Annotated in this window: 9 protein-coding genes and 8 pseudogenes; 13 read left to right on the forward strand and 4 right to left on the reverse strand. The window is 38.1% G+C overall.

Annotated features, from left to right (window positions below):
• Positions 1 to 100: 100 nt before the first annotated feature.
• The 6 genes and pseudogenes from M9H69_RS03225 to M9H69_RS03250 all read left to right on the forward strand — a co-directional run bounded on the left by M9H69_RS03225 (position 101) and on the right by M9H69_RS03250 (position 10,607).
• Positions 101 to 1,083 (forward strand): annotated as a pseudogene (locus M9H69_RS03225) (IS30 family transposase).
• 499 nt (positions 1,084 to 1,582) lie between these two features.
• On the forward strand, positions 1,583 to 3,175 hold the full coding sequence (gene asp1, locus M9H69_RS03230; protein ID WP_250315894.1) for an accessory Sec system protein Asp1: 1,593 nt from the start codon (positions 1,583 to 1,585) through the stop codon (positions 3,173 to 3,175).
• Positions 3,162 to 4,724 carry an accessory Sec system protein Asp2 gene (gene asp2, locus M9H69_RS03235; protein WP_250315895.1) on the forward strand — a complete coding sequence of 521 codons (1,563 nt, stop codon included), beginning with the start codon at positions 3,162 to 3,164 and terminating at the stop codon, positions 4,722 to 4,724. Before asp1 ends, asp2 begins: the two co-directional genes overlap by 14 nt.
• A 35-nt stretch (positions 4,725 to 4,759) precedes the next feature.
• The gene (gene asp3 / locus M9H69_RS03240) at positions 4,760 to 5,755 is read left to right on the forward strand and encodes an accessory Sec system protein Asp3 (RefSeq protein WP_250316164.1); all 996 of its coding nucleotides are present in this window, start codon (positions 4,760 to 4,762) and stop codon (positions 5,753 to 5,755) included.
• 330 nt (positions 5,756 to 6,085) lie between these two features.
• Entirely contained in the window at positions 6,086 to 9,391 is a 3,306-nt protein-coding gene (locus M9H69_RS03245) for a hypothetical protein (protein ID WP_250315896.1), read from the forward strand.
• A 40-nt stretch (positions 9,392 to 9,431) separates the two neighbouring features.
• A complete protein-coding gene (locus M9H69_RS03250; RefSeq protein WP_084919713.1) occupies positions 9,432 to 10,607 on the forward strand; it encodes a family 1 glycosylhydrolase in 1,176 nt (391 codons plus the stop codon).
• Positions 10,608 to 10,650: 43 nt separating this feature from the next.
• Here the strand turns inward: M9H69_RS03250 and M9H69_RS03255 are convergent.
• Positions 10,651 to 10,851 (reverse strand): annotated as a pseudogene (locus M9H69_RS03255) (transposase); the annotation flags it as partial.
• An 89-nt stretch (positions 10,852 to 10,940) separates the two neighbouring features.
• Here M9H69_RS03255 and M9H69_RS03260 point away from each other — a divergent pair.
• Positions 10,941 to 11,876: pseudogene (locus M9H69_RS03260) on the forward strand (IS30 family transposase).
• 364 nt (positions 11,877 to 12,240) lie between these two features.
• Positions 12,241 to 15,645, forward strand: a complete 3,405-nt coding sequence (locus M9H69_RS03265; RefSeq protein ID WP_250315897.1) for a mucin-binding protein — start codon at positions 12,241 to 12,243, stop codon at positions 15,643 to 15,645.
• A gap of 364 nt (positions 15,646 to 16,009) precedes the next feature.
• On the opposite strand, the pseudogene M9H69_RS03270 reads toward M9H69_RS03265, so the two are convergent.
• A pseudogene (locus tag M9H69_RS03270) lies at positions 16,010 to 16,492 on the reverse strand (transposase); the annotation flags it as partial.
• Between the two features lie 37 nt (positions 16,493 to 16,529).
• A pseudogene (locus M9H69_RS03275) lies at positions 16,530 to 16,931 on the reverse strand (transposase); the annotation flags it as partial.
• Between M9H69_RS03275 and M9H69_RS10400 the strand changes: the two are divergent.
• The 4 genes and pseudogenes from M9H69_RS10400 to gtfB form a co-directional block, all read left to right on the forward strand.
• Positions 16,927 to 17,445: pseudogene (locus M9H69_RS10400) on the forward strand (IS30 family transposase); the annotation flags it as partial. The pseudogenes M9H69_RS03275 and M9H69_RS10400 sit on opposite strands and share 5 nt — an antisense overlap.
• Before the next feature lie 213 nt (positions 17,446 to 17,658).
• A complete protein-coding gene (locus M9H69_RS03285; RefSeq protein WP_250315898.1) occupies positions 17,659 to 18,342 on the forward strand; it encodes a hypothetical protein in 684 nt (227 codons plus the stop codon).
• Between the two features lie 14 nt (positions 18,343 to 18,356).
• A complete protein-coding gene (gtfA, locus tag M9H69_RS03290; protein WP_250315899.1) occupies positions 18,357 to 19,886 on the forward strand; it encodes an accessory Sec system glycosyltransferase GtfA in 1,530 nt (509 codons plus the stop codon).
• Between the two features lie 30 nt (positions 19,887 to 19,916).
• Entirely contained in the window at positions 19,917 to 21,245 is a 1,329-nt protein-coding gene (gtfB, locus tag M9H69_RS03295) for an accessory Sec system glycosylation chaperone GtfB (protein ID WP_250315900.1), read from the forward strand.
• A gap of 71 nt (positions 21,246 to 21,316) precedes the next feature.
• Here the strand turns inward: gtfB and M9H69_RS03300 are convergent.
• Positions 21,317 to 21,451: pseudogene (locus tag M9H69_RS03300) on the reverse strand (transposase); the annotation flags it as partial.
• Between M9H69_RS03300 and M9H69_RS10405 the strand changes: the two are divergent.
• Positions 21,443 to 22,314, forward strand: a pseudogene (locus M9H69_RS10405) (IS30 family transposase); the annotation flags it as partial. The pseudogenes M9H69_RS03300 and M9H69_RS10405 sit on opposite strands and share 9 nt — an antisense overlap.
• Positions 22,315 to 22,445 lie beyond the last annotated feature (131 nt).

Here is a 22,445-nt window from a genome sequence, read left to right on the forward strand (position 1 = left end):
ATTTCAACAGGAGTGTTTTTCTTGTGTCTCATTTTATGGGGGTAGTGCCGATTTTCTAGTAAAATAGAATTGAACAAAACTAGTTACGAAAGGAAATCTTATGAGCTACCATCATTTTACCATAGATGAGCGTGAAAGTATTCTCATTTACCGTATGTAAGGCCTAAATTTTTCTCAAATTGCTAAGTTGCTTCATCGTCATCCGTCTAGTATTAGTTGCGAGTGGAAACGACATACAAAATCAGGAAGCTATTCTCCCAATCAAGCACAGGAATCTTACCATATTGCTAAATCACACTGTGGGCGGAAACGGATGCTTGAAATAGACCACAATTTGAGTAATACCATCAAACATCTATTTCTCGATTATCAATGGTATCCTTAAGAAATAGAAGGTCGGTTACGATTAGAGTATGGAAAAGCTGTTATTAGTTATCAAACAATCTATAGAGCCATCTATCGCGGTCACTTTGACAACAGGCTTTCACATGGTGCTCGTGGTGTCCTTCGCAAGCTCCGCCATCGTGGGAAAACACGTCATACAAAAGGTTATGTCGAAAAAGAGGGCGAATTTCTATTTCTCATACCATTCACGAAAAACCCGAAGAAGCAAACAAGCGAGCTAGGGTCGGTGATTGGGAAGCAGATACGGTTACAGGTAAAACTGGAAAAGCTTGCTTAGTGACTCTAACGGATCGCTATTCTCGTTTTCTAAAAATTCAGAAGGTAGCTGTCAAGAAAAGCAAACTTGTCATAGAGGCTATGGTACAAATGTTGGAGCCCTTACCGGAAGAAACCGTCACTCCAGATAGAGGAAAAGAATTCACGAATCATCAAGACTTGACTGACAAATTAAAGGTATAGGTCTATTTTCCTGACCCTCATGCACCTTGGCAACTAGGGACTAATGAGAATACGAATGGACTACTAAGAGAATATTTTCCAAAAGGAAGTGATTTAACATTCGTTGATGAGCACACCATTCAGCTGTGGGAGAACAAACTTAATAATAGGCCACGCAAATGTCTTAACTGGAAAACTCCTTATGAAGTCTTCTATGAAGAAAATGTGCACTTAATTTGACAATTCAAGATACAATAAATAGGCTCCATAATATCCATAGGGAATTTACCCACTACAAATATTATAGAGCCAATAAAGTTATGTAGATTTGTTGTGATTCTGTTTGCTGGCTTCAAAAAAGAAGATGGACCGCGAACAATTTTCTGCTAACTTTGCAATCAGCGTAGTTTTAAAGAGCTAAGATACGTTTGAAGAAAGTCGCTAAATATGCTATACTAAAGGGGATTGGTGGATTTTTATAGAACGATTCACTCAGAAAAAATAAGAAATTAATCTAACAAAAATAGATCGTCTTTCAGAGACTTTTATGTCATTTCTCAGATGAAAATGCTTGGAAATCAAGGGATTTGTTTTGAGAATTGGTTTATTCTTATGCTTTATCAAGGTGTATCTCTAGGAGACTTCTCCCGTATTATCGCTTGTTCCATAGGAAATATGCACATCTTGAAAATTGGAACTGACTACAATGAAAAATTGAATGCTAAGGAGATAGAGGGAAATGTTTTACTTTGTACCATCTTGGTATTGTCAAGGTAGGAAATGGTATTCAACTGCTTTGCCTTTTTATTGTTCATCAAAACAGATGATGTTTGATGATACCATGAACTTATTACAGATGTTTCAATCTGCTGGTAAGGATAGTAGAATTCTAGTGTTGAACTATTCGCCCCATATTCGAATCCTCTGTTATCAGGAGAAAATCGAGCCAGCTGGTATGTGGAATCTGTTTGATAGTCTACAAAGTTTGACAGATGTTTTGCCCCGAAAGCTCGGTTTGGATGATTTGAAATGGCCACAGGGAGCGGAATTCTTTTATACTCCCTTTCTTGTAGATGTTTATTTAAATCAGAACCACTATGCCCAGATTAATTTTTCTCAGACTGGCAATATTTTCGATATTATCTATTTTAAAAATAATCAGATGGATCACCGTTTGGTCTTTGATGATCGAGGCATAGTTTCTAGTGTGATTTATTTTGAAAATAATCAGCCAGACCATCAAGATTATCTGAATCCACAAGGTCAGTGGCAGTTTAGGGAATTCTTGACAAGAGATAATCATCAAGTGCTTGTCAATCCTGAAGTCCAAGAAGCATTCGCAAAGGATGTTTATAGTGATATTGAGGAGCTAATCAAGGAAAAACTGGACCAGTATTTATCTTCTGCCCTAACAAGAGATGATATGCTCATTGTTTCAGCAGATCCTCAACATAACCATCTTTTCCACAAGGCTAAGAGGCATTACAATCTTGCCTTCTCTTTCTTTGCTGAACGCTACCCAATTGAGAACAGAGAAGAAATCCTAGAGAATTTGCAAGGTACACCATTCTTTATTGTTGATAGTTTCAGTAAGGTTCAAAAGATGTATGAACTGATCGGCAAAGCCCAGCTTCCCCCTTATTATGAGGTGGCTCCTTATGACATTCGTCTGCAGGCAGAAGAAAGCCAGCAGGAAAAGCCAGCAACTGTCTATGTCAATGTTGATACTTTACCTGAAGAACATCTTCAAACTGTCTTTAGGACCATATTTGATATGATGCTAGAGGATGAGTGGATGAAGTTATTGATTGGAACTCAAAGTTTGGAGTCTGAAAGAGTAGTATTTATCAGACAATTTGTCAAAGAATATTTATTAAACAAGCTAGCTTTAGAAGAAAAAACATCAATTCATGGAGGCATAAACTCCATAGATCAAAAAGCTACTTTTGATAATGAGAAGAACTTCAGAGAGCGAATGGAGTTTAGGACGTTCCACAGTTCTGCTGAAATGGCAAAAATGATGAAAGATGTTCGCGTCATCCTTGATTTGGGAAGCCCAGCAGATAAATTCACACAAATTGTTGGGATAAGTGGGGGGATACCTCAGATTAATTTATATAGTTCATCTTATGTCAAGCATGGAGAAAATGGATCGATTCTAACTGATATTTCTGACCTTAAAAATGTAGTCTTGTATTACTTGACGGATATAGAGTCTGCATATAAATGCAAGGAACATTCATCTAGTAAGATCGAGCAGTACAAAAAGGGAGAAATTATCGAAATGTGGAAAAACACAATAAAGGAATTAAAGGAAAATGAGAGAGATTAGTGTTCTACAAATTGCTGATGAGAACTGGCAGGAGCAATATGATATTCCTAGTAATATAAGGTGGACATTTGTTAAGCCAGAGGGGATGGTGTCATTTGTGCCTACTGATATTGAGATGTTGAGTGGATGCAGAGAAGATAGGGCAAGGCTTGCAAAGGTTTATGACCTTATATTGGTGGATACGCTAGAACATTTCGAATACATCACTGTTCTGGATAGCCTGATTCAGCCTTATCGTTTGTTTTACCATGAACGTTGCCAGATTACTACGAAAGATTTGAAAACATTCTTGTTTCGTAAGAGAGCAGTCAAGTCGCAATTTGAAAATCCTGAGCAGATTTTGTACCGTTTTTCTCGTGCTTTTTTTTCTCAGCAAAGTGGTTCCAAGCTCAAAGTAAATCATTTAGCAGTTCATCCTTGCTTTAGTGGCCAGATTAATTATGAAGGAAGCAATTATCTCAGTTTGGCTGGAGAATTCGGGGAGGATTATCAACCCCTAGCGAACTATCAGTATAATATTTATCTGGATGCAGATACCCCTTTGGACTTGTGGCCAGAATTTAGGATCTTAGGAGACTGCTCAGTCCGCTATATTATCAAAGGGTATCCTGTCGCGCTTTCTCCAATGCAAGAATGGATTTATGATGAAGCGGTCTATGACAAGCCTCTAGTTTTAGACACGCAGGATTCCTACTATCTAAGCATTAGTATTCAAGCTAAGGGACAAGGCATCGTGAAAATAGGTCCTCTTCATCATCGAGATTCTCATTTAGGCTATGGTGACTTGTTAGTTGGTGGGAATCGCATTATTGATAAAAATAGAGAGGAACTGATTTATTTCTTCCATCCGGGTGATTTGAAACCACCTCTCAATGTATATTTTTCAGGTTATCGTCAAGCAGAAGGCTTTGAAGGATTCGATATGATGGCTGGTATGGGAGCTCCCTTTTTATTAATTGGAGATCCGCGTTTAGAGGGTGGTGGCTTTTATCTTGGGTCAGATGAGTTAGAGCAAAAGCTTATTCAAGTGATTCATCATTGTTTGGATGAATTAGAATTTACAGCTGATCAGCTAGTTTTGTCTGGTTTATCAATGGGGACATTTGGCGCTCTCTATTATGCTTCTAAACTAGAACCTCACACTGTTATTGTCGGTAAACCCTTGGTAAATTTAGGTGATATTGCTGTAAATGAGTCTTCCCTCCGTCCTGGCGGATTCCCAACGTCTTTGGACATCCTTTATCGTACGATGGGCAAGCCATCTGATGAAACAGCAACAAAACTAAATGAGTATTTTTGGAAATCCTTTAGAGCTGCTGATTTTTCAAGGACAAAATTTATCATAGCTTATATGTGTCAGGATGATTATGATGGCCGTGCTTATTCTGCCTTGGAGGAAGAGCTCGAAAATCGTAATGATAAGGTTAGCATGATCAGCAAGGGATTTGAGGGACGACATAATGATGATACGCAGGGTGTTGTTGGATGGTTTTTTAATCAATACATAGCACTATTAATGAATGGTTTTGAAAGGAAGTTTAATTCGTGAGATATAAGGAGGAAGTCTATTTTGCTTATTGGGATATGCAAAGTGTATCTCAGTATTTATATGGTTCATCTGTCAGGGTCTTAGAGGATGGTCGAGTTTTATATGAGAATCAATTTATGCCGTCTGGGACAGTTATTCACGAATGGTACTCGAAAGCCAATTATCAGGATTTGAGAAATACAAGCCAACTTCCTGATTTGAAGCGGGGAGAGAAATATGTCATTGGAAGCTACCTAGAAACTCTTCCTGAGAATTCAACTTATTTAAAAGTTATCTTTATAGATTCGGCTGATGAGGAAATTTTTTCTCATAGTGTGAAACCCGAGGAGATAGCGAGTGTTTATGTGCCAACTGACACCCATCATTATAAAATTCAATTGGTCAGTGGAGGTTGTCAGAGGTTCTTGTTTGAAGGGATTTATATTGCCCAAGAAGGTGTGGCAGACTATACAGTTGCTCGTTATTGGATTTCAGATTTGCTTCATAAGGACAATGAGAAGAATACCATTTACGTTTGCTTTACAGAGCCTGATCTCAATCGGACAGGTTTTGTTCCAGAAAGAGTGCAAAAACATTTTTCAAACTTAGTGATGGTGAATTCTTCTTACAAAGATGCACTTTTATATATGGAAAAAGATTTTTTCAGAATTTTACTTGAAAAAATTGAGGATTTGTCAGGACATTATGCTTTTGAAAAAGTGGCTTTTATTGGCTATGGGCCTATTTCAAATATTGCAGCTCTGTTTTACTCAAAACAATTTTCAACTTCCTATGCTTTAGTGACAGATAATTTTCTAGCTGAATTAGACTATCATCGCTTACTGGAACGTCATCGAAAACGAGTGAATTATCCGATTTTTAGGGATTTATTGCTATATCGATTTGATTCAACCAGAGTTAAAAAATTTGCAAGTTTAAAAATTGAAACTCAAGAATTATTCAATTTTGTCTATCTATTAAATCAGTCGGTTTTATTACAGAATATAGATTTAGAGACAACAGAAGAGTGGATGAGGAGAAATATAAACTGAGAACAACTTTCTATGGATTACTTGACTAAAATTTATAGCAAATTCTAGCTAAGGTGTGATAAATTTTAGCGAAATGGGATAATAGAAAGCATCACAGTCCGGCTCGCTATAAAAGTTTCTCACATTTTGGTTTAAAAAATTTTGGGAAATATTATGTGTGAAAAAATAATAAACTGAAACTTACATATTGTATATAATAAAACTTATTTTTATATTGATGTGAGTAACAAAAGAAAATTAGTGTTCTTTTCCGGGTAATGCTTTGACAGATTGAACTTCAAACCTTATAATAGTGGTGATAAATAGTTTTTTAGGAGAAAAAATAATATAATGAGTAAAAAAGAAGAGTTATCAGGATTTCAACTCCTGTTATCGAAAATCAAGCGATTGGTCAATGAGGAAGAGAATGATTATGATGTTCACTATTCTGACGTAACTGAATTGAAACCTGTTAGCAAAAAGGTGAAGGTACAAAAAGAAATGGTGAGGAAGGCCAGTGAGAGTTTTGAATTACCATTAGAGTCTGTTTCAGTTATGGAAGTTCTAGAAGCTTTTCAAGAAAAAAATAGTTTAAACATGGCTGAATTGATAAAAAATGTTAGCTTGAGTTTATCGACTAGTGCACTTGCTTCACTAAGTGAATTCATCGCAGTTTCTTATAGTGAATCTTATAGTCAAAGCATTTCTGAAAAGGGCTACTCTTTGCGCAATTCAATGTCTAATTCGTACTCGATTAGTGATTCTTTTTCGGTATCAGAATCTCTCTCTGTTTCTTCTGTTGAAGAATCTATGAGTCATAGTTTATATGTCTCTGATTCGGAAAGCTTATTGTCTAGTCAAAGTGCTAGTGTAGCAGAGTTAGAATCAATTAGTGTTTCGCAGTCCTTGTCAGTCAGAGATTTTTTGTCTGAGAGTGAAGGAACCGGCATTTTAGAATCTGAATCATTCTCTGAAAGTTCTTCTGAATTTGTATCAGAAAGCGAGAGTTACAGTGAATCAGAATCCCAACAAGATAGCGACTCCGTTTCACTCATCACATCAGATCTTGTATCCGATAGTGAAGAAACCGGCATTTTAGAATCTGAATCATTCTCTGAAAGTTCTTCTGAATTTGTATCAGAAAGCGAGAGTTACAGTGAATCAGAATCCCAACAAGATAGCGACTCCGTTTCACTCATCACATCAGATCTTGTATCCGATAGTGAAGGAACCGGCATTTTAGAATCTGAATCATTCTCTGAAAGTTCTTCTGAATTTGTATCAGAAAGCGAGAGTTACAGTGAATCAGAATCCCAACAAGACAGTGACTCCGTTTCACTCATCACATCAGATCTTGTATCCGATAGTGAAGAAACCGGCATTTTAGAATCTGAATCATTCTCTGAAAGTTCTTCTGAATTTGTATCAGAAAGCGAGAGTTACAGTGAATCAGAATCCCAACAAGACAGCGACTCCGTTTCACTCATCACATCAGATCTTGTATCCGATAGTGAAGGAACCGGCATTTTAGAATCTGAATCATTCTCTGAAAGTTCTTCTGAATTTGTATCAGAAAGCGAGAGTTACAGTGAATCAGAATCCCAACAAGATAGCGACTCCGTTTCACTCATCACATCAGATCTTGTATCCGATAGTGAAGAAACCGGCATTTTAGAATCTGAATCATTCTCTGAAAGTTCTTCTGAATTTGTATCAGAAAGCGAGAGTTACAGTGAATCAGAATCCCAACAAGACAGTGACTCCGTTTCACTCATCACATCAGATCTTGTATCCGATAGTGAAGAAACCGGCATTTTAGAATCTGAATCATTCTCTGAAAGTTCTTCTGAATTTGTATCAGAAAGCGAGAGTTACAGTGAATCAGAATCCCAACAAGACAGTGACTCCGTTTCACTCATCACATCAGATCTTGTATCCGATAGTGAAGAAACCGGCATTTTAGAATCTGAATCATTCTCTGAAAGTTCTTCTGAATTTGTATCAGAAAGCGAGAGTTACAGTGAATCAGAATCCCAACAAGACAGCGACTCCGTTTCACTCATCACATCAGATCTTGTATCCGATAGTGAAGGAACCGGCATTTTAGAATCTGAATCATTCTCTGAAAGTTCTTCTGAATTTGTATCAGAAAGCGAGAGTTACAGTGAATCAGAATCCCAACAAGACAGTGACTCCGTTTCACTCATCACATCAGATCTTGTATCCGATAGTGAAGAAACCGGCATTTTAGAATCTGAATCATTCTCTGAAAGTTCTTCTGAATTTGTATCAGAAAGCGAGAGTTACAGTGAATCAGAATCCCAACAAGACAGTGACTCCGTTTCACTCATCACATCAGATCTTGTATCCGATAGTGAAGGAACCGGCATTTTAGAATCTGAATCATTCTCTGAAAGTTCTTCTGAATTTGTATCAGAAAGCGAGAGTTACAGTGAATCAGAATCCCAACAAGACAGCGACTCCGTTTCACTCATCACATCAGATCTTGTATCCGATAGTGAAGGAACCGGCATTTTAGAATCTGAATCATTCTCTGAAAGTTCTTCTGAATTTGTATCAGAAAGCGAGAGTTACAGTGAATCAGAATCCCAACAAGACAGTGACTCCGTTTCACTCATCACATCAGATCTTGTATCCGATAGTGAAGAAACCGGCATTTTAGAATCTGAATCATTCTCTGAAAGTTCTTCTGAATTTGTATCAGAAAGCGAGAGTTACAGTGAATCAGAATCCCAACAAGACAGTGACTCCGTTTCACTCATCACATCAGATCTTGTATCCGATAGTGAAGGAACCGGCATTTTAGAATCTGAATCATTCTCTGAAAGTTCTTCTGAATTTGTATCAGAAAGCGAGAGTTACAGTGAATCAGAATCCCAACAAGACAGTGACTCCGTTTCACTCATCACATCAGATCTTGTATCCGATAGTGAAGGAACCGGCATTTTAGAATCTGAATCATTCTCTGAAAGTTCTTCTGAATTTGTATCAGAAAGCGAGAGTTACAGTGAATCAGAATCCCAACAAGACAGTGACTCCGTTTCACTCATCACATCAGATCTTGTATCCGATAGTGAAGGAACCGGCATTTTAGAATCTGAATCATTCTCTGAAAGTTCTTCTGAATTTGTATCAGAAAGCGAGAGTTACAGTGAATCAGAATCCCAACAAGACAGTGACTCCGTTTCACTCATCACATCAGATCTTGTATCCGATAGTGAAGGAACCGGCATTTTAGAATCTGAATCATTCTCTGAAAGTTCTTCTGAATTTGTATCAGAAAGCGAGAGTTACAGTGAATCAGAATCCCAACAAGATAGCGACTCCGTTTCACTCATCACATCAGATCTTGTATCCGATAGTGAAGAAACCGGCATTTTAGAATCTGAATCATTCTCTGAAAGTTCTTCTGAGTTTGTGTATGAGACAAGTATTCAAGTAACTCAGCCATGGGGGGATTCTGAGAATGGAAATTCATGGATAGGGCAAGAGAAGGAAGGGAATATGCAAAAACCAGCTTTTCAGCAACTATCTCGTGAGTTTAAAAATGTCGTAAGTAGATTATCTGGTTTGAGCTCTATTATTCATAACAAGGGCAGAAAGAATCATTTAATAAATAATGATATTTTTAAATAATAACAATCTAATTTATAAAGAAAAAATAGAAGGAGTCGTCATGATTAGAAATTTTTTGTCAAATAGTGGGAAAGGTTTAGGAACAACAGATGTTCTTTCAGTTGGTGAATTTCGTGGAGGAGTGTTGCACGGGAAAATCGACTATAAAACAGTACCACTAGGTTTTTACGATTTACTAGGACAATCTAAACCGATCAGTTCAAGAAACTATATTGAGGATTTGAATTTGATTCAATCCATGGGCTTTAATGCCTATCGTATCTCTATCTCTTGGGCTCATCTATTTCCAACTGGAGAAGAGTTGCAGCCAAGTGAAGAAGGATTGAAATATTATGAAATAATCATTGACGAAGTTCTGAGAAAAGGCATCGAGCCAATTGTTACCCTCAGTCATTTTGATATCCCTCTTAACCTACATGAAAAATATGGTGCATGGAGAAATCGTCAGATGATTGAACTCTTTGAGCGCTATGCAGAAGCCGTTTTCCGTTATTTTAAAGACAAGGTGAGATACTGGATTACATTCAATGAGTTTAATATTTTGCACCATTTACCATTTTTGGGGGGAGGATTATTATTTGAAAATAGTGAGAATCGTGAACAGTTAATCTGGCAAGCAGCTCATTATCAATTAGTTGCTTCTGCCCGCGTCGTTCAATTAGGTAAAACAATCAATCCAGAGTTTCAGTTTGGTGGAATGCTTGTCGTTAGTCAAAACTATAGCCAGCAAATTGACAATGCTATGGATGCTATGGAAGCTGAAGTTAAGAATCGTAAAAACTATTTATTTACGGATGTTCAAGTTCGTGGTTATTATCCGAACCACTTCTTGCGTCGCTTGGAACGTGAGCAGATTGCTTTAGATATTTCAGATGAAGATCTTTCTATCTTAAACAGAGGAACAGTTGATTTTGTAAGTTTTAGTTATCATGCATCTAATAACTCTGAAGAAGTTTTTGCTGATAAGTATGTAGCTGAGACTAGAACTAAAAAATCAGCTAATCCAGTCGGTCTTCGTTTGGTTATGAATAGTCTATATGATCGTTACCAAAAAGCATTGTTTGTCGTAGAAGATGAACTCGTCTTGGATGATGCAGATAACTCTGTTATGGAAGAATTGAAAACAAATATTCAAGGAATCGTTAAAGCAGTAGAGTTTGATGGTGTTGAACTTTTAGGCTATACACCTCTCAGCTGGGTGGAACTTGATTTTTAAAATAAAAGTGGCTCTTTGTCAACTGTCGTGGGTTGAAGAAAAGTTACAACCTGGAGAGGATCATTTTGTTCCTCTCCTTTTTAATGTTCAAAGCGGTGAGAATTCTAGTTTTAAAGTTATCAAAGTTCCGAAAGCTGAAAGCATTGCACTTGATGACCTTGATGAGGTTGTTAGTAGCTTCAAGTTTTGCATTTGAGTAGGGCAGTTTTAGCGCATTCACAATATTGTCCTTATCTTTCGATAAATTGTAAAATATAGTGCACCAAAAAAACTCATAGCGTTTCATTGGTGTAAGCTGTAAGTAACCATACAAACAGAACCCGAGGAAAAACTATGAGCTACTTCCATCTTACCATAACCGACCGAATAAAGATAGAAACCTACTTGGAATTAGGTTTGAAACCTTGCCAAATTGCAAGTAAACTTGGCGTCTATAAGTCTACCATTTCAAGAGAGTTAAGACGATGCCAAAATGCTTACTCCGCCGTCTTAGCACAGGAACAGTACGACCACAGGGCTAAGCAAAAAGGTCGGAAGTCTCGTTTGACACCAACGTTGAAAAAGGAAATTGAGGACTGTTTAAAATGCTCCTGGTCGCCTGAACAGATTTGTGGTCGCTATCAGCTTGAAAAAAAGCCAATGGTAGGTTTTAAAACCATCTATAACTGGCTCTATGCTGGTTTGATTGATCTGGATTTGAGTATCCTTCGTCGTAAAGGCAAAACTCGACAACCTAAAGAAACACGTGGAAGATTTAGGATTGGCAGGTCGATTGCCAAACGTCCTAAAGAGATCCGGAATCGTAAAACTTTTGGCCACTGGTAACTTGATACTGTAGTGTCTTCCAGAGGCAAAAGCAAGGGATGTTTAGCGACTTTTCTAGAGCGAAAAACTCGTTTTTACTTAGCTTTCAAGATACCAGATAGAACAGCCAAAGCCATGTTTTCAGCCATCGAACAACTTTGTAAGCTATTTCCAAAAGAGACTCTTAAAACCTTTACTTCAGACAGGGGAAAAGAGTTCGCCTGCTATCCTCTGGTAGAGAATTTAGGAATTTCCTTTTTCTTTGCGGACGCCTATTCATCTTGACAGAGAGGAAGCAATGAAAACGCAAATGGCTTACTAAGAGAATACTTCCCAAAGAAAACAGATTTAGCTGCTATATCTGATGAGGCTTTGAACAAGGCCTTATATGATATCAATCACCGACCACAAAAATGTTTAGCTTACAGAACTGCTTATGAAGCTCTAGTGGATGAGTTAGAGTAAATGTTGCGCTTATTCTTGCAATTTATCTTATACAAAAACGAAATTACACAATCTTTGTATATTTTACTTGCATATTGATTGAATTATTCCACTAACTAAAGTATAATATACAATATGAGGTGATTAATTTTTTAAGTATCGTCAGACAGTTTAGAGATAGTTATTTAAACCCTCTGGACTATCTGTTTTATTATATTAGCAAACTAAAAAAGTAAGATAGATTGTTGATATTAAATCAAATATGAAGCCACTATAAGTGATGATAAAAGCTTGAGATTTAGCATAAAAATCTCTTGTTATTTCTCTTTTAGGAGGAATTAGATCAAGAGAGTTAATTAATTATAAAAAGGAATATAATATATTAATGTTTAAGAAAACTGGTGAAATAAAGGGACATGGTTCAATCCGTAAGAATAAAGTTTATGGTGCGATTGGAGTTCTAATATTTGGGATTATTGCAATGTTTAGCTTCCATGAAGGTGTGGTAGCTGATGAAATTAAGGCTACTAAGACAACCGCCTTAGCTCCTGTAGCAGAAGCTTCTGATACCAGCTTGATTGTTCAAGCGAAAACTGTTGCAGCCGAAGTTGCTGAAGCAAAATCGTTGGCAGCTTCATCAGCACCTGTGTCTGTTTCGATGGTAGCTGCTGGGAATCCTGCTGAAGGACAGCCAAATGTAACAGTTGAAAATCAAGAATTAAAAGATGCTATTGCTACTGCTCAAGCTTCTAATATTGAAGTAAAACAAAAACCAACTGAGAACATTGGAACAGCTAATACACAAGAAGAAGCTGCAAACTTAGAGGCTGATGCAATTGCTCGTGAAAAAGAGCAAGCCCAAAGTATACGAGAGTCAACTGATAAATATAACAGTGATTATGCAACAGCTCAAAGTAACACTCAAAAGCCCGGTTATCTTAGTGAAGTTGTAACTCAGGGGTTAAACTTTCAAAGTGAGCCGAATGCTAGTTTATCAATTAGTGGGACGACAGAATTCGGTCAGCAAGATGCGCCTAGAGCGTACTCATATGAAGAATATATAGGTAGTGGTAGGACATTTGCTAATAATCCAATAGCTGCATACAAAACTTCTGCATCAGGGAATTTTGTGATTCCCAAAATTAACAAAGGTCAAACTATAACAGCTACTTACACAAATCTACAAAATTCTAGCTATAATGGTACAAAAATTGCTAAAGTTGTTTATGAAGTAAAAAATTTAAATAATGGGATAGGAATAATCGGTTTTGCTGAGAAAGATCCAACTAAGGGAATTTATACTTTTTATAACTTAACTGCTCCTTCTAGATATGGTGTAAAAATTCGTTTTTATGACGAGAATAATAATATCATCCAATTTAAGCAAGCAGCTCCAGCTATATTGGCACTGACAAGTTTGTCAAAAACGATACGTGCTGATGGAAAGAAGCATGAAGAGGGGATAGCAGACTATAACTTCAAACCAGTAAAAATAACTGGTTCGTATGTTGAAAAACAATCTGATAATCGTTTAGCTGCAAGTAGTCCGACACAAAATATCCCAGATAGATATAACCATCCGGATTTTTATAAGACTAGTATCGCTGGTGTAATAGATAATGGCGATGTTATCTCGTTTACCATGCGTAGGGATTCAGAGTTTGATAGCGGGTACTGGTTAGCAATTACAAGTAGGTTACCTTCTCCTTTTATTTTAACGAAGCCTGACCTCAGTTATAATTTTTTCAGTTACAACACAGCCGGAACAGTATTGCTTGATAATTATATTCAAGGAACAACGACTAAACTGACCGAAACACAAATAATTAAGCCTAAAGGGACGCCCACAGGAGAATCTTATGTAGCGTCACATGAAGAACGGGTGCATTTCAATGGAAAAGTTTATAAATATGTATCGTCAAGTGAAAATGCAATGGGCACAGTGAGGTTGGGGGTTACAAATGTATATAACTATTATATTGAGGCAATAGGAGGTGCCAGGGTTGTTTATCTTGATGATGACGATAATAAGAAGATTTTAGAGACTAAAGAGCTGATGGGTTATTATGGTCAAACAGATACCTATAGGACTGCCGCAACGCTTCAGTATTACCAAAACTTACACTATGAAGTTGTTTCAGATAATTATCCAAGCGTCGGTGTGACGTACGATGAAACTATTCAAACCTTTGAAGTCCATTTACGCCATAAGACGGTTCCAGTTGAAGAAACGAAAACGGTGAACGAGACGATCCAGTATGTCTATGAGGACGCGAGCCAGGCAGCAGAGTCTAAGGTTCAGACGCTGGAGTTCAAGCGGACCAATACCAAGGATTTGGTGGCTGGCCGGATCATCCAGGAAGGCGTCTGGAGTCCGTCAGAGAGCACCTTCCCAGAGGTAACCTCTCCTGTAATTGCAGGGTACACAGCGGATCTTCCGACAGTTGATGCAGTTGCGAACATCAGTGCAACCAGCAACGATGTGGCACGTAAGGTCACCTACAAGGCCAATGCGCAGCAACTGACTTATACGGTCATTGATGAGACAGACAGCCGCACTCTGGCAGAACGGGTGCTGCTGGAAACGGGCGTTTCTAAGGGGGCGGTTCCAACACAGGCGCAGACGAAGTATGACCAAGTTGTCTCCGACTATCAGGCCCAGGGCTATGAGTTGGTATCGCAAGAATCTCTTCCGACTCAGTTTGATACCGACGATGCGACGGATCAGAATGTCACGGTGCGTCTGCGCCATAAGACGGTTCCAGTTGAAGAAACGAAAACGGTGAACGAGACGATCCAGTATGTCTATGAGGACGCGAGCCAGGCAGCAGAGTCTAAGGTTCAGACGCTGGAGTTCAAGCGGACCAATACCAAGGATTTGGTGGCTGGCCGGATCATCCAGGAAGGCGTCTGGAGTCCGTCAGAGAGCACCTTCCCAGAGGTAGTTTCTCCAACTGTTGATGGTTATACACCAGATAAGGCAACTGTAGCAGCCGTTGAACAGATTACGGGAGATAGCGCAGATATTGAAGAAACGGTTACCTATAAAGCAGATAAGCAAAAAGTAACCTATACCATCATTGACGACACTGCTCAAAAAACGCTGAAAGATAAGGAAGTACTTACCAGCGGAGGCTCTGATACTCCTCTTCCAGACAGTGCCCGAGAAAAATATGATTTAATGGTGAATGCTTATCTAGCTCAAGGTTATGAATTGGTTTCTAAAGACCAGCTTCCAGCTAAGTTCGACCTTGACAGTAGCCACGATCAAAATGTGGTTGTTCACTTGAAGCATGGTACAACTGATATCCAAGAAAGCAAGGATGTAAACTTGACTGTTCGTTACCACGGTGCTGGGGAACAAACACCAGCAGATAAGGTGCAAACAGCGACTTGGACTCGTACAGTAACAAAAGATAAAATCACAGGCACAGAGGTTTCAACAACACCTTGGACAAGCGACAAAGTAAACTATGATGCAGTCCCATCGCCAGTGATTCCAGGCTATAGCGTAGATGTCGAGACAGTTCCGTCTGAAGCAGTCACCCAAGAGAATATTGTTAAGGATGTACATTATACTGCGGCACCAGTAACTCCAGAAGTTCCTAATACTCCGGATACTCCAGTTAAACCAGAGCCTCCAACGAAACCGTTCACTTCTGAACGCCCTGCACCTACTCTTCCACGAACAGGTGAATCCCAAGTTGGTTCCAACCTTGCAACGCTGACAGGTCTAGGCTTACTTCTATCAATTCTTGGTTTGGCAGGACGTCATAAAAAAGAGAACTAATAAACTTTTTATAAGGTATAAACAGTCCAGTCATTCATTGAAGAAATACTGTAAATAGTTTAAAGATGGATGATTTAGTGGGAAAAGGCCTGTAGCCAATCTTAGTTGCCTGACTTGTATACTATCTAAAAAGTTAGACAAATAATTATTGAAAGGATTTAGTTCTGTATTGCACCGGACTAAGTCCTTTTCTACTATTTGTCAAGCATATCAAGGTATTCGATAAAAAATAGTTTGAGTTTCATAGTCCAACTAAGGAAATTGTCTTTTTAAAACTAAAGTTTAGTGTAAAAAGTGTACACAAAACCAACACCTTATCTAGTGATTTTTTATAAGGTGTTACAATAATATGGCATAAACAATTTTACCGATTTTGGGTAGAAGTATAATCATAAAGTTTGTTATGCGTTATGAGGTAATACATTGTTGTGATGAGACGATGTATAGAGGCAATCGTGTGTGGTTTGGTTGAAGTCACTTGCGATTGTCTTTTCCGTTTCTCATAGAAGTCTGCGATATGACAAGGGTTGGTGTGGCTAGGTGAAGCTATATTATGAATGCACTTAAAGAGAATCTTTCTGGCATAGGGATTCCCACGTTTGGTGATGTGTTCCTTGGCTAGAAAGTCCCCAGATTCATAGTGTCTGAGTTCAATGCCAATAAAAGCATTGATTTGATTGGCAGAGTGGAATCGACGAATGTCACCAAGTTCGCCAATAATATTTGTCGCTGTGGTTTCAGCTCTTCCAGGAATAGAGAGAAGAATCTCGTATTCTGGCAAAGGTTGAGCCAATGTTACCATCTCCTCTAAAACACCTTGTCTGCGTTCAGAAAGCCTAAGTAACTTATTTGGCTCTTTGTTAACTGTAGTGGGTTGAAGTCAGCTAAGATCTAGAAAGGACACATTTCGTCCTTTCTTTTTTGATGTTCAGAGAGATAAAAATCCGTTTTTTGAAGTTTTCAAAGTTCCGAAATCCAAAGGCATTGCGCTTGATGAGTTTGATGAGATTATTAGTGGCTTCCAATTTGGCGTTTGAATAGGGTAGTTGAAGGGCATTGACGATTTTCTCTTTGTCCTTGAGGAAGGTTTTAAAGACAGTATGAAAGAGAGGATGAACCTGCTTTAGATTGTCCTCAATGAGTCCGAAAAATTTCTCCGGCTCCTTATTCTGAAAGTGAAAAAGCAAGAGTTGATAGAGATTATAGTGGTGTTTCAAGTCTTCTGAATAGCTCAAAAACTTGTCTAGAATCTCTTTATTGGTTAAGTGCATACGAAAAGTAGGGCGAATTTCTATTTCTCATACCATTCACGAAAAACCCGAAGAAGCAAACAAGCGAGCTAGGGTCGGTGATTGGGAAGCAGATACGGTTACAGGTAAAACTGGAAAAGCTTGCTTAGTGACTCTAACGGATCGCTATTCTCGTTTTCTAAAAATTCAGAAGGTAGCTGTCAAGAAAAGCAAACTTGTCATAGAGGCTATGGTACAAATGTTGGAGCCCTTACCGGAAGAAACCGTCACTCCAGATAGAGAAAAAGAATTCACGAATCATCAAGACTTGACTGACAAATTAAAGGTATAGGTCTATTTTCCTGACCCTCATGCACCTTGGCAACTAGGGACTAATGAGAATACGAATGGACTACTAAGAGAATATTTTCCAAAAGAAAGTGATTTAACATTCGTTGATGAGCACACCATTCAGCTGTGGGAGAACAAACTTAATAATAGGCCACGCAAATGTCTTAACTGGAAAACTCCTTATGAAGTCTTCTATGAAGAAAATGTGCACTTAATTTGATAATTCAAGATACAATAAATAGGCTCCATAATATCCATAGGGAATTTACCCACTACAAATATTATAGAGCCGTTGTTTATAGTTTTATAAACTGTCCAGATATGGGCCGTTATTTGGGGTGTGAGAGTTAGAAAATAATGGCAATACAAGCTAATCTATGCTACAATGGGTATCGTGGTATATATTATATAAATAAAGAATAGAGGGAGCAGAATGCGACTTAGAAAAACATTGTTCGGCCGTTATCGTGCGAAGGAAGTTGACGATTGCATCGAATCCTTGGAGGAAGAGTTTTATAGTGAAATTCGGAAAAAAAATGAAAAAATCGAATCTTTGCGTAAAAAAATTGATTCTATGAAGGATAAAGAAAAAGAAATAGGTGAAGCTGTTATTTATGCGAAATCACTTGTCATTTCGGCTCATAAAAGTGCAGAGCAAGAAGCCAAAGAAGTTTTAGAAAAAGCACAAAAGGATTATCTGGATATACGCGAATCTATTCTGGAAGAGATTGATATCTTGACAAAAAAACGTATAGAAGCTGAGAGATTATATCATTTACAAAAGGAAAAAATAAAGAAGCTTCTAAATCAGGTTGATGGCTTTTTAGAAGATGAAAATCTAGATAAAGAAATTGATGCTGCAACTCTGTTTGAAGATTCTTTGGCTGACGAAGAGCAAGAAGAATTAGACTTGTTTGCAGGAGAGGAAGAGAAGTCAAAGGATTCCGTACCTCAAATAGAAGTTGTAAAGATTGAAAACATTACTGCCAAGACAGGTTCAGAAAGTTCAGCTCCTGTTAATTACCTCATTTCTTTTGAGAATGAGCTAACTAAAGAAGAGCAACAAGAGGAAAATACCAAACATCTTTCAAGAGTTGAAGACGATACCTTTTTGTAAGAGGAATATGATTTATGACAATTTATAACATCAATCTGGGAATAGGCTGGGCGAGCAGTGGAGTGGAGTATGCTCAAATCTATCGAGCAAGATTATTTCGCAGTGTGAGTTTAGATGCAAAATTCATCTTTATGGATTTTATTTCATCTGATAATATTGAGCATCTGACCAGAAATATCGGATTCAAAGATTCTGAAGTTATCTGGCTTTATCAGTATTTCACTGATGTTGAAATTGCGCCCACGACCTACACCCTAGCTCACGTTTTAGGTGGTTTTGATAGAGAGCCCCTAGAGATTATCCGTAATCCTGAAAATAAAACTTTCCGAGTTATATTTGGAGACAATGATTTTGTGACTTGTTATGCTAGCGATATGGATAATGAGTTGATTGATCGAGCAGAAATTGTTTCACGGGGATGTCTGATTCAGAAGGAATATTATACTTACGTCAAGAACTTTGTTGAGTATTATAGTCCTGTAGATGGTCGTGCTCGTCTCTACCAACGGACCTGGCTTAATGAAGATGGTAGTGTAGCCTATGAAGAGATTATCGATGAGGTGAACGGCAAGCAGGAGACACAAATCTATCGTTTTCCAAATCATGTTTTCTACTCCAAGCAGGAATTTGTTGCCCATTTCATGAGAAGTTTAGAGTTGACCGACAAAGACTTACTGATTTTGGATAGGGGGACAGATATTGGGCAACCGATTTTTGCTAATAAAGGGAAGGCCAAATTAGCTGTTATCGTTCATGCTGACCACTTCAGTGAAAATCCTGCAGAAAAAGACTATATCTTGTGGAATAATTATTACGAGTATCAGTTTGAATATGCTGATGAGGTAGACTACATCATCAATTCGACGGATGTTCAGACAAGACTTCTCACAGAGCAGTTTGCACAGTATACAAATATTAAACCAAAGGAAATATGGACTATTCCTGTGGGGAGTTTGGATAAGCTACGTCGACCAAAGGGGGAACGGAAGGCTTTTAGTGTGATGACAGCTTCTCGATTAGTAAGTGAAAAACACATTGATTGGCTGCTTCGCTCTGTGGTGAAGGCACATGAACATTTGCCAAGGCTCACTTTTGACATCTATGGTACTGGTAGTGAGGAGGCTATGCTTCGGAACTTGATTGAAGATTTGGAGGCAGGAGATTATATCCGTTTAATGGGGCATCATCATCTAACAGATGTTTATAAGAACTATTCAGCTTATTTGACTGCATCCACTAGTGAAGGATTTGGTCTGACCTTGCTAGAAGCAGTAGGCTCTGGTCTGCCTATTATTGGATTTGATGTACGTTATGGTAATCCGACCTTTATTCGCGATGGAGAAAATGGCTACCTGATTCCCAAGGCTCGCCCAGATAATCTGGACGCCATGACGACAGAATATGCGGAAAAGATTGTTCAGTTATTAACTCAACATTCTCAGGAAGATTTGTCTCGTGTATCTTATGAGGTAGCCAAACCTTATCTTGATGAGCATATCGCTCAGCGTTGGTCTGATCTTGTCCAATCTGCTCAGACAAACTAAATAGTATTCAGAAAGAAAGGTATAAAAACTATGATTTGTTTGTTTGAACGATGTGATCAGGCAAGTTTTGATTTGTTACGTTCACTAAAAACAGCAGGGCTAGATTGTCCCATTGTTGTTGTCCAAGACGATGGTTATCTTGCTCCAGATGTTGAGTCTCCTTATAGTTATTTCACAGGAGATTTAGAGACACCAGAAAGTCGACCTCTTTATTTTAATCTGGTTCCAAAACCTCACTTATGGGAAATTCGCTCTAGTAATGTGAATGGCGAAATTCTAGACATGGGTAAGAAACGTGCTAATATTTTTTATCGTCAACCAACTCACGAAAGACGCGTTCGGGCTGTCGAATGGTTGGATTCAGAGGGACAAGTTCGAGTAGCAGATATTTACAATCGTAAAGGGCGACTTTTTGCGCAGATAACTTATGATAAGTCACAACGTCCGACCCATACTCGCTATTTTGACCAGAGCAACGTCGTGGTGATTATGGAAAATCATTTGACGGATGATATTATCCTGACACTTGAAGGAAAACGACATATCTTTAAATCCAAACAAGAATTTATTATCTTTTACCTCCAATATCGTGGGTACGATACAGATCGAATTATTTATAATTCGCTATCGACTCCTTTCTTTGTGGCCTATTCTCTTCCTCCTAAAAATGGTTATGCAGAGGATGTTCTTTTCTGGCAAGAGCCTATTGGAGAAGAGTTACCAGGTAATATGGTAGCGGCTATGAAGCTAACGAATCGAAACGTTCGTATTGCTGTTCAAGATAAGCAGGCTTATGAGAAAATTCAAAACTTGGTGGCTCCTGAAGAAAAAAACTATTTCCACAATCTTGGATATATCTATGCTTATCAACGCCTTAATAACATGAATCCGAAAGCCTTGATTTTGACTAATAGTGATCAGCTTGAGCAGATTGAAGAACTTGTGACTAAGCTACCAAATGTTCATTTTCATATTGGAGCGATTACAGAAATGTCCAGTCATTTAATGGGACTAAATCGTTTCGCAAATGTTTCGCTTTATCCAAATATCCGCCCAGCTAGAGTTACTGAGCTTTTTGAGAAATGTGATTTGTATTTAGATATCAATATCAGCGATGAAATCCTTAATGCCTGTCGCACGGCCTTTGAGAACAATATGTTGATTCTCAGCTTCACAAACACTTGTCATAGCCATCGATTTACTGCAGATAGTCACATTTACCCAGCAGAAAATGTTTCAGGCATGGTAGAGAAGATTCAAAGTGTCCTTGCTCATTCATCAGAGATGAATGAGGCTCTTTCTAAACAGAAAGAAGCAGCAAATCAGTCTGATTTAGGACAATATCAGACTATTCTTTAGCTGTGAATACTTTTATATTAGGTGAAATAACTTTTAAAGGCTCATTGTCAACTGTAGTGGGTTGAAGTCAGCTAAGATCGAGAAAGGACAAATTTTGTCCTTTCTTTTTTGATGTTCAGAGTGATGAAAATCTGTTTTTTGAAGTTTTCAAAGTTCCGAAAACCAAAGGCATTTCGTTTGATGAGTTTAATGAGATTATTAGTTGCGAGTGGAAACGACATACAAAATCAGGAAGTTATTCTCCCAATCAGGCACAGGAATCTTACCATATTGCTAAATCACACTGTGGGCGGAAACGGATGCTTGAAATAGACCACAATTTGAGTAATACCATCAAACATCTATTTCTCGATTATCAATGGTATCCTTAAGAAATAGAAGGTCGGTTACGATTAGAGTATGGAAAAGCTGTTATTAGTTATCAAACAATCTATAGAGCCATCTATCGCGGTCACTTTGACAACAGGCTTTCACATGGTGCTCGTGGTGTCCTTCGCAAGCTCCGCCATCGTGGGAAAACACGTCATACAAAAGGTTATGTCGAAAAAGAGGGCGAATTTCTATTTCTCATACCATTCACGAAAAACCCGAAGAAGCAAACAAGCGAGCTAGGGTCGGTGATTGGGAAGCAGATACGGTTACAGGTAAAACTGGAAAAGCTTGCTTAGTGACTCTAACGGATCGCTATTCTCGTTTTCTAAAAATTCAGAAGGTAGCTGTCAAGAAAAGCAAACTTGTCATAGAGGCTATGGTACAAATGTTGGAGCCCTTACCGGAAGAAACCGTCACTCCAGATAGAGGAAAAGAATTCACGAATCATCAAGACTTGACTGACAAATTAAAGGTATAGGTCTATTTTCCTGACCCTCATGCACCTTGGCAACTAGGGACTAATGAGAATACGAATGGACTACTAAGAGAATATTTTCCAAAAGGAAGTGATTTAACATTCGTTGATGAGCACACCATTCAGCTGTGGGAGAACAAACTTAATAATAGGCCACGCAAATGTCTTAACTGGAAAACTCCTTATGAAGTCTTCTATGAAGAAAATGTGCACTTAATTTGACAATTCAAGGTAGAAAAATCCAAATTATTTGCATAATAAAATAGTTTCAGAAGTTGAAATAAATGAATGAATCCAGAAAATATCGGTTTGATATAGCAAATAACACGAACAATAAAACTAAATAAGAACAT

Origin of the sequence: Streptococcus oralis (assembly GCF_023611505.1) — a bacterium.
Lineage (GTDB): Bacteria > Bacillota > Bacilli > Lactobacillales > Streptococcaceae > Streptococcus > Streptococcus oralis_CT.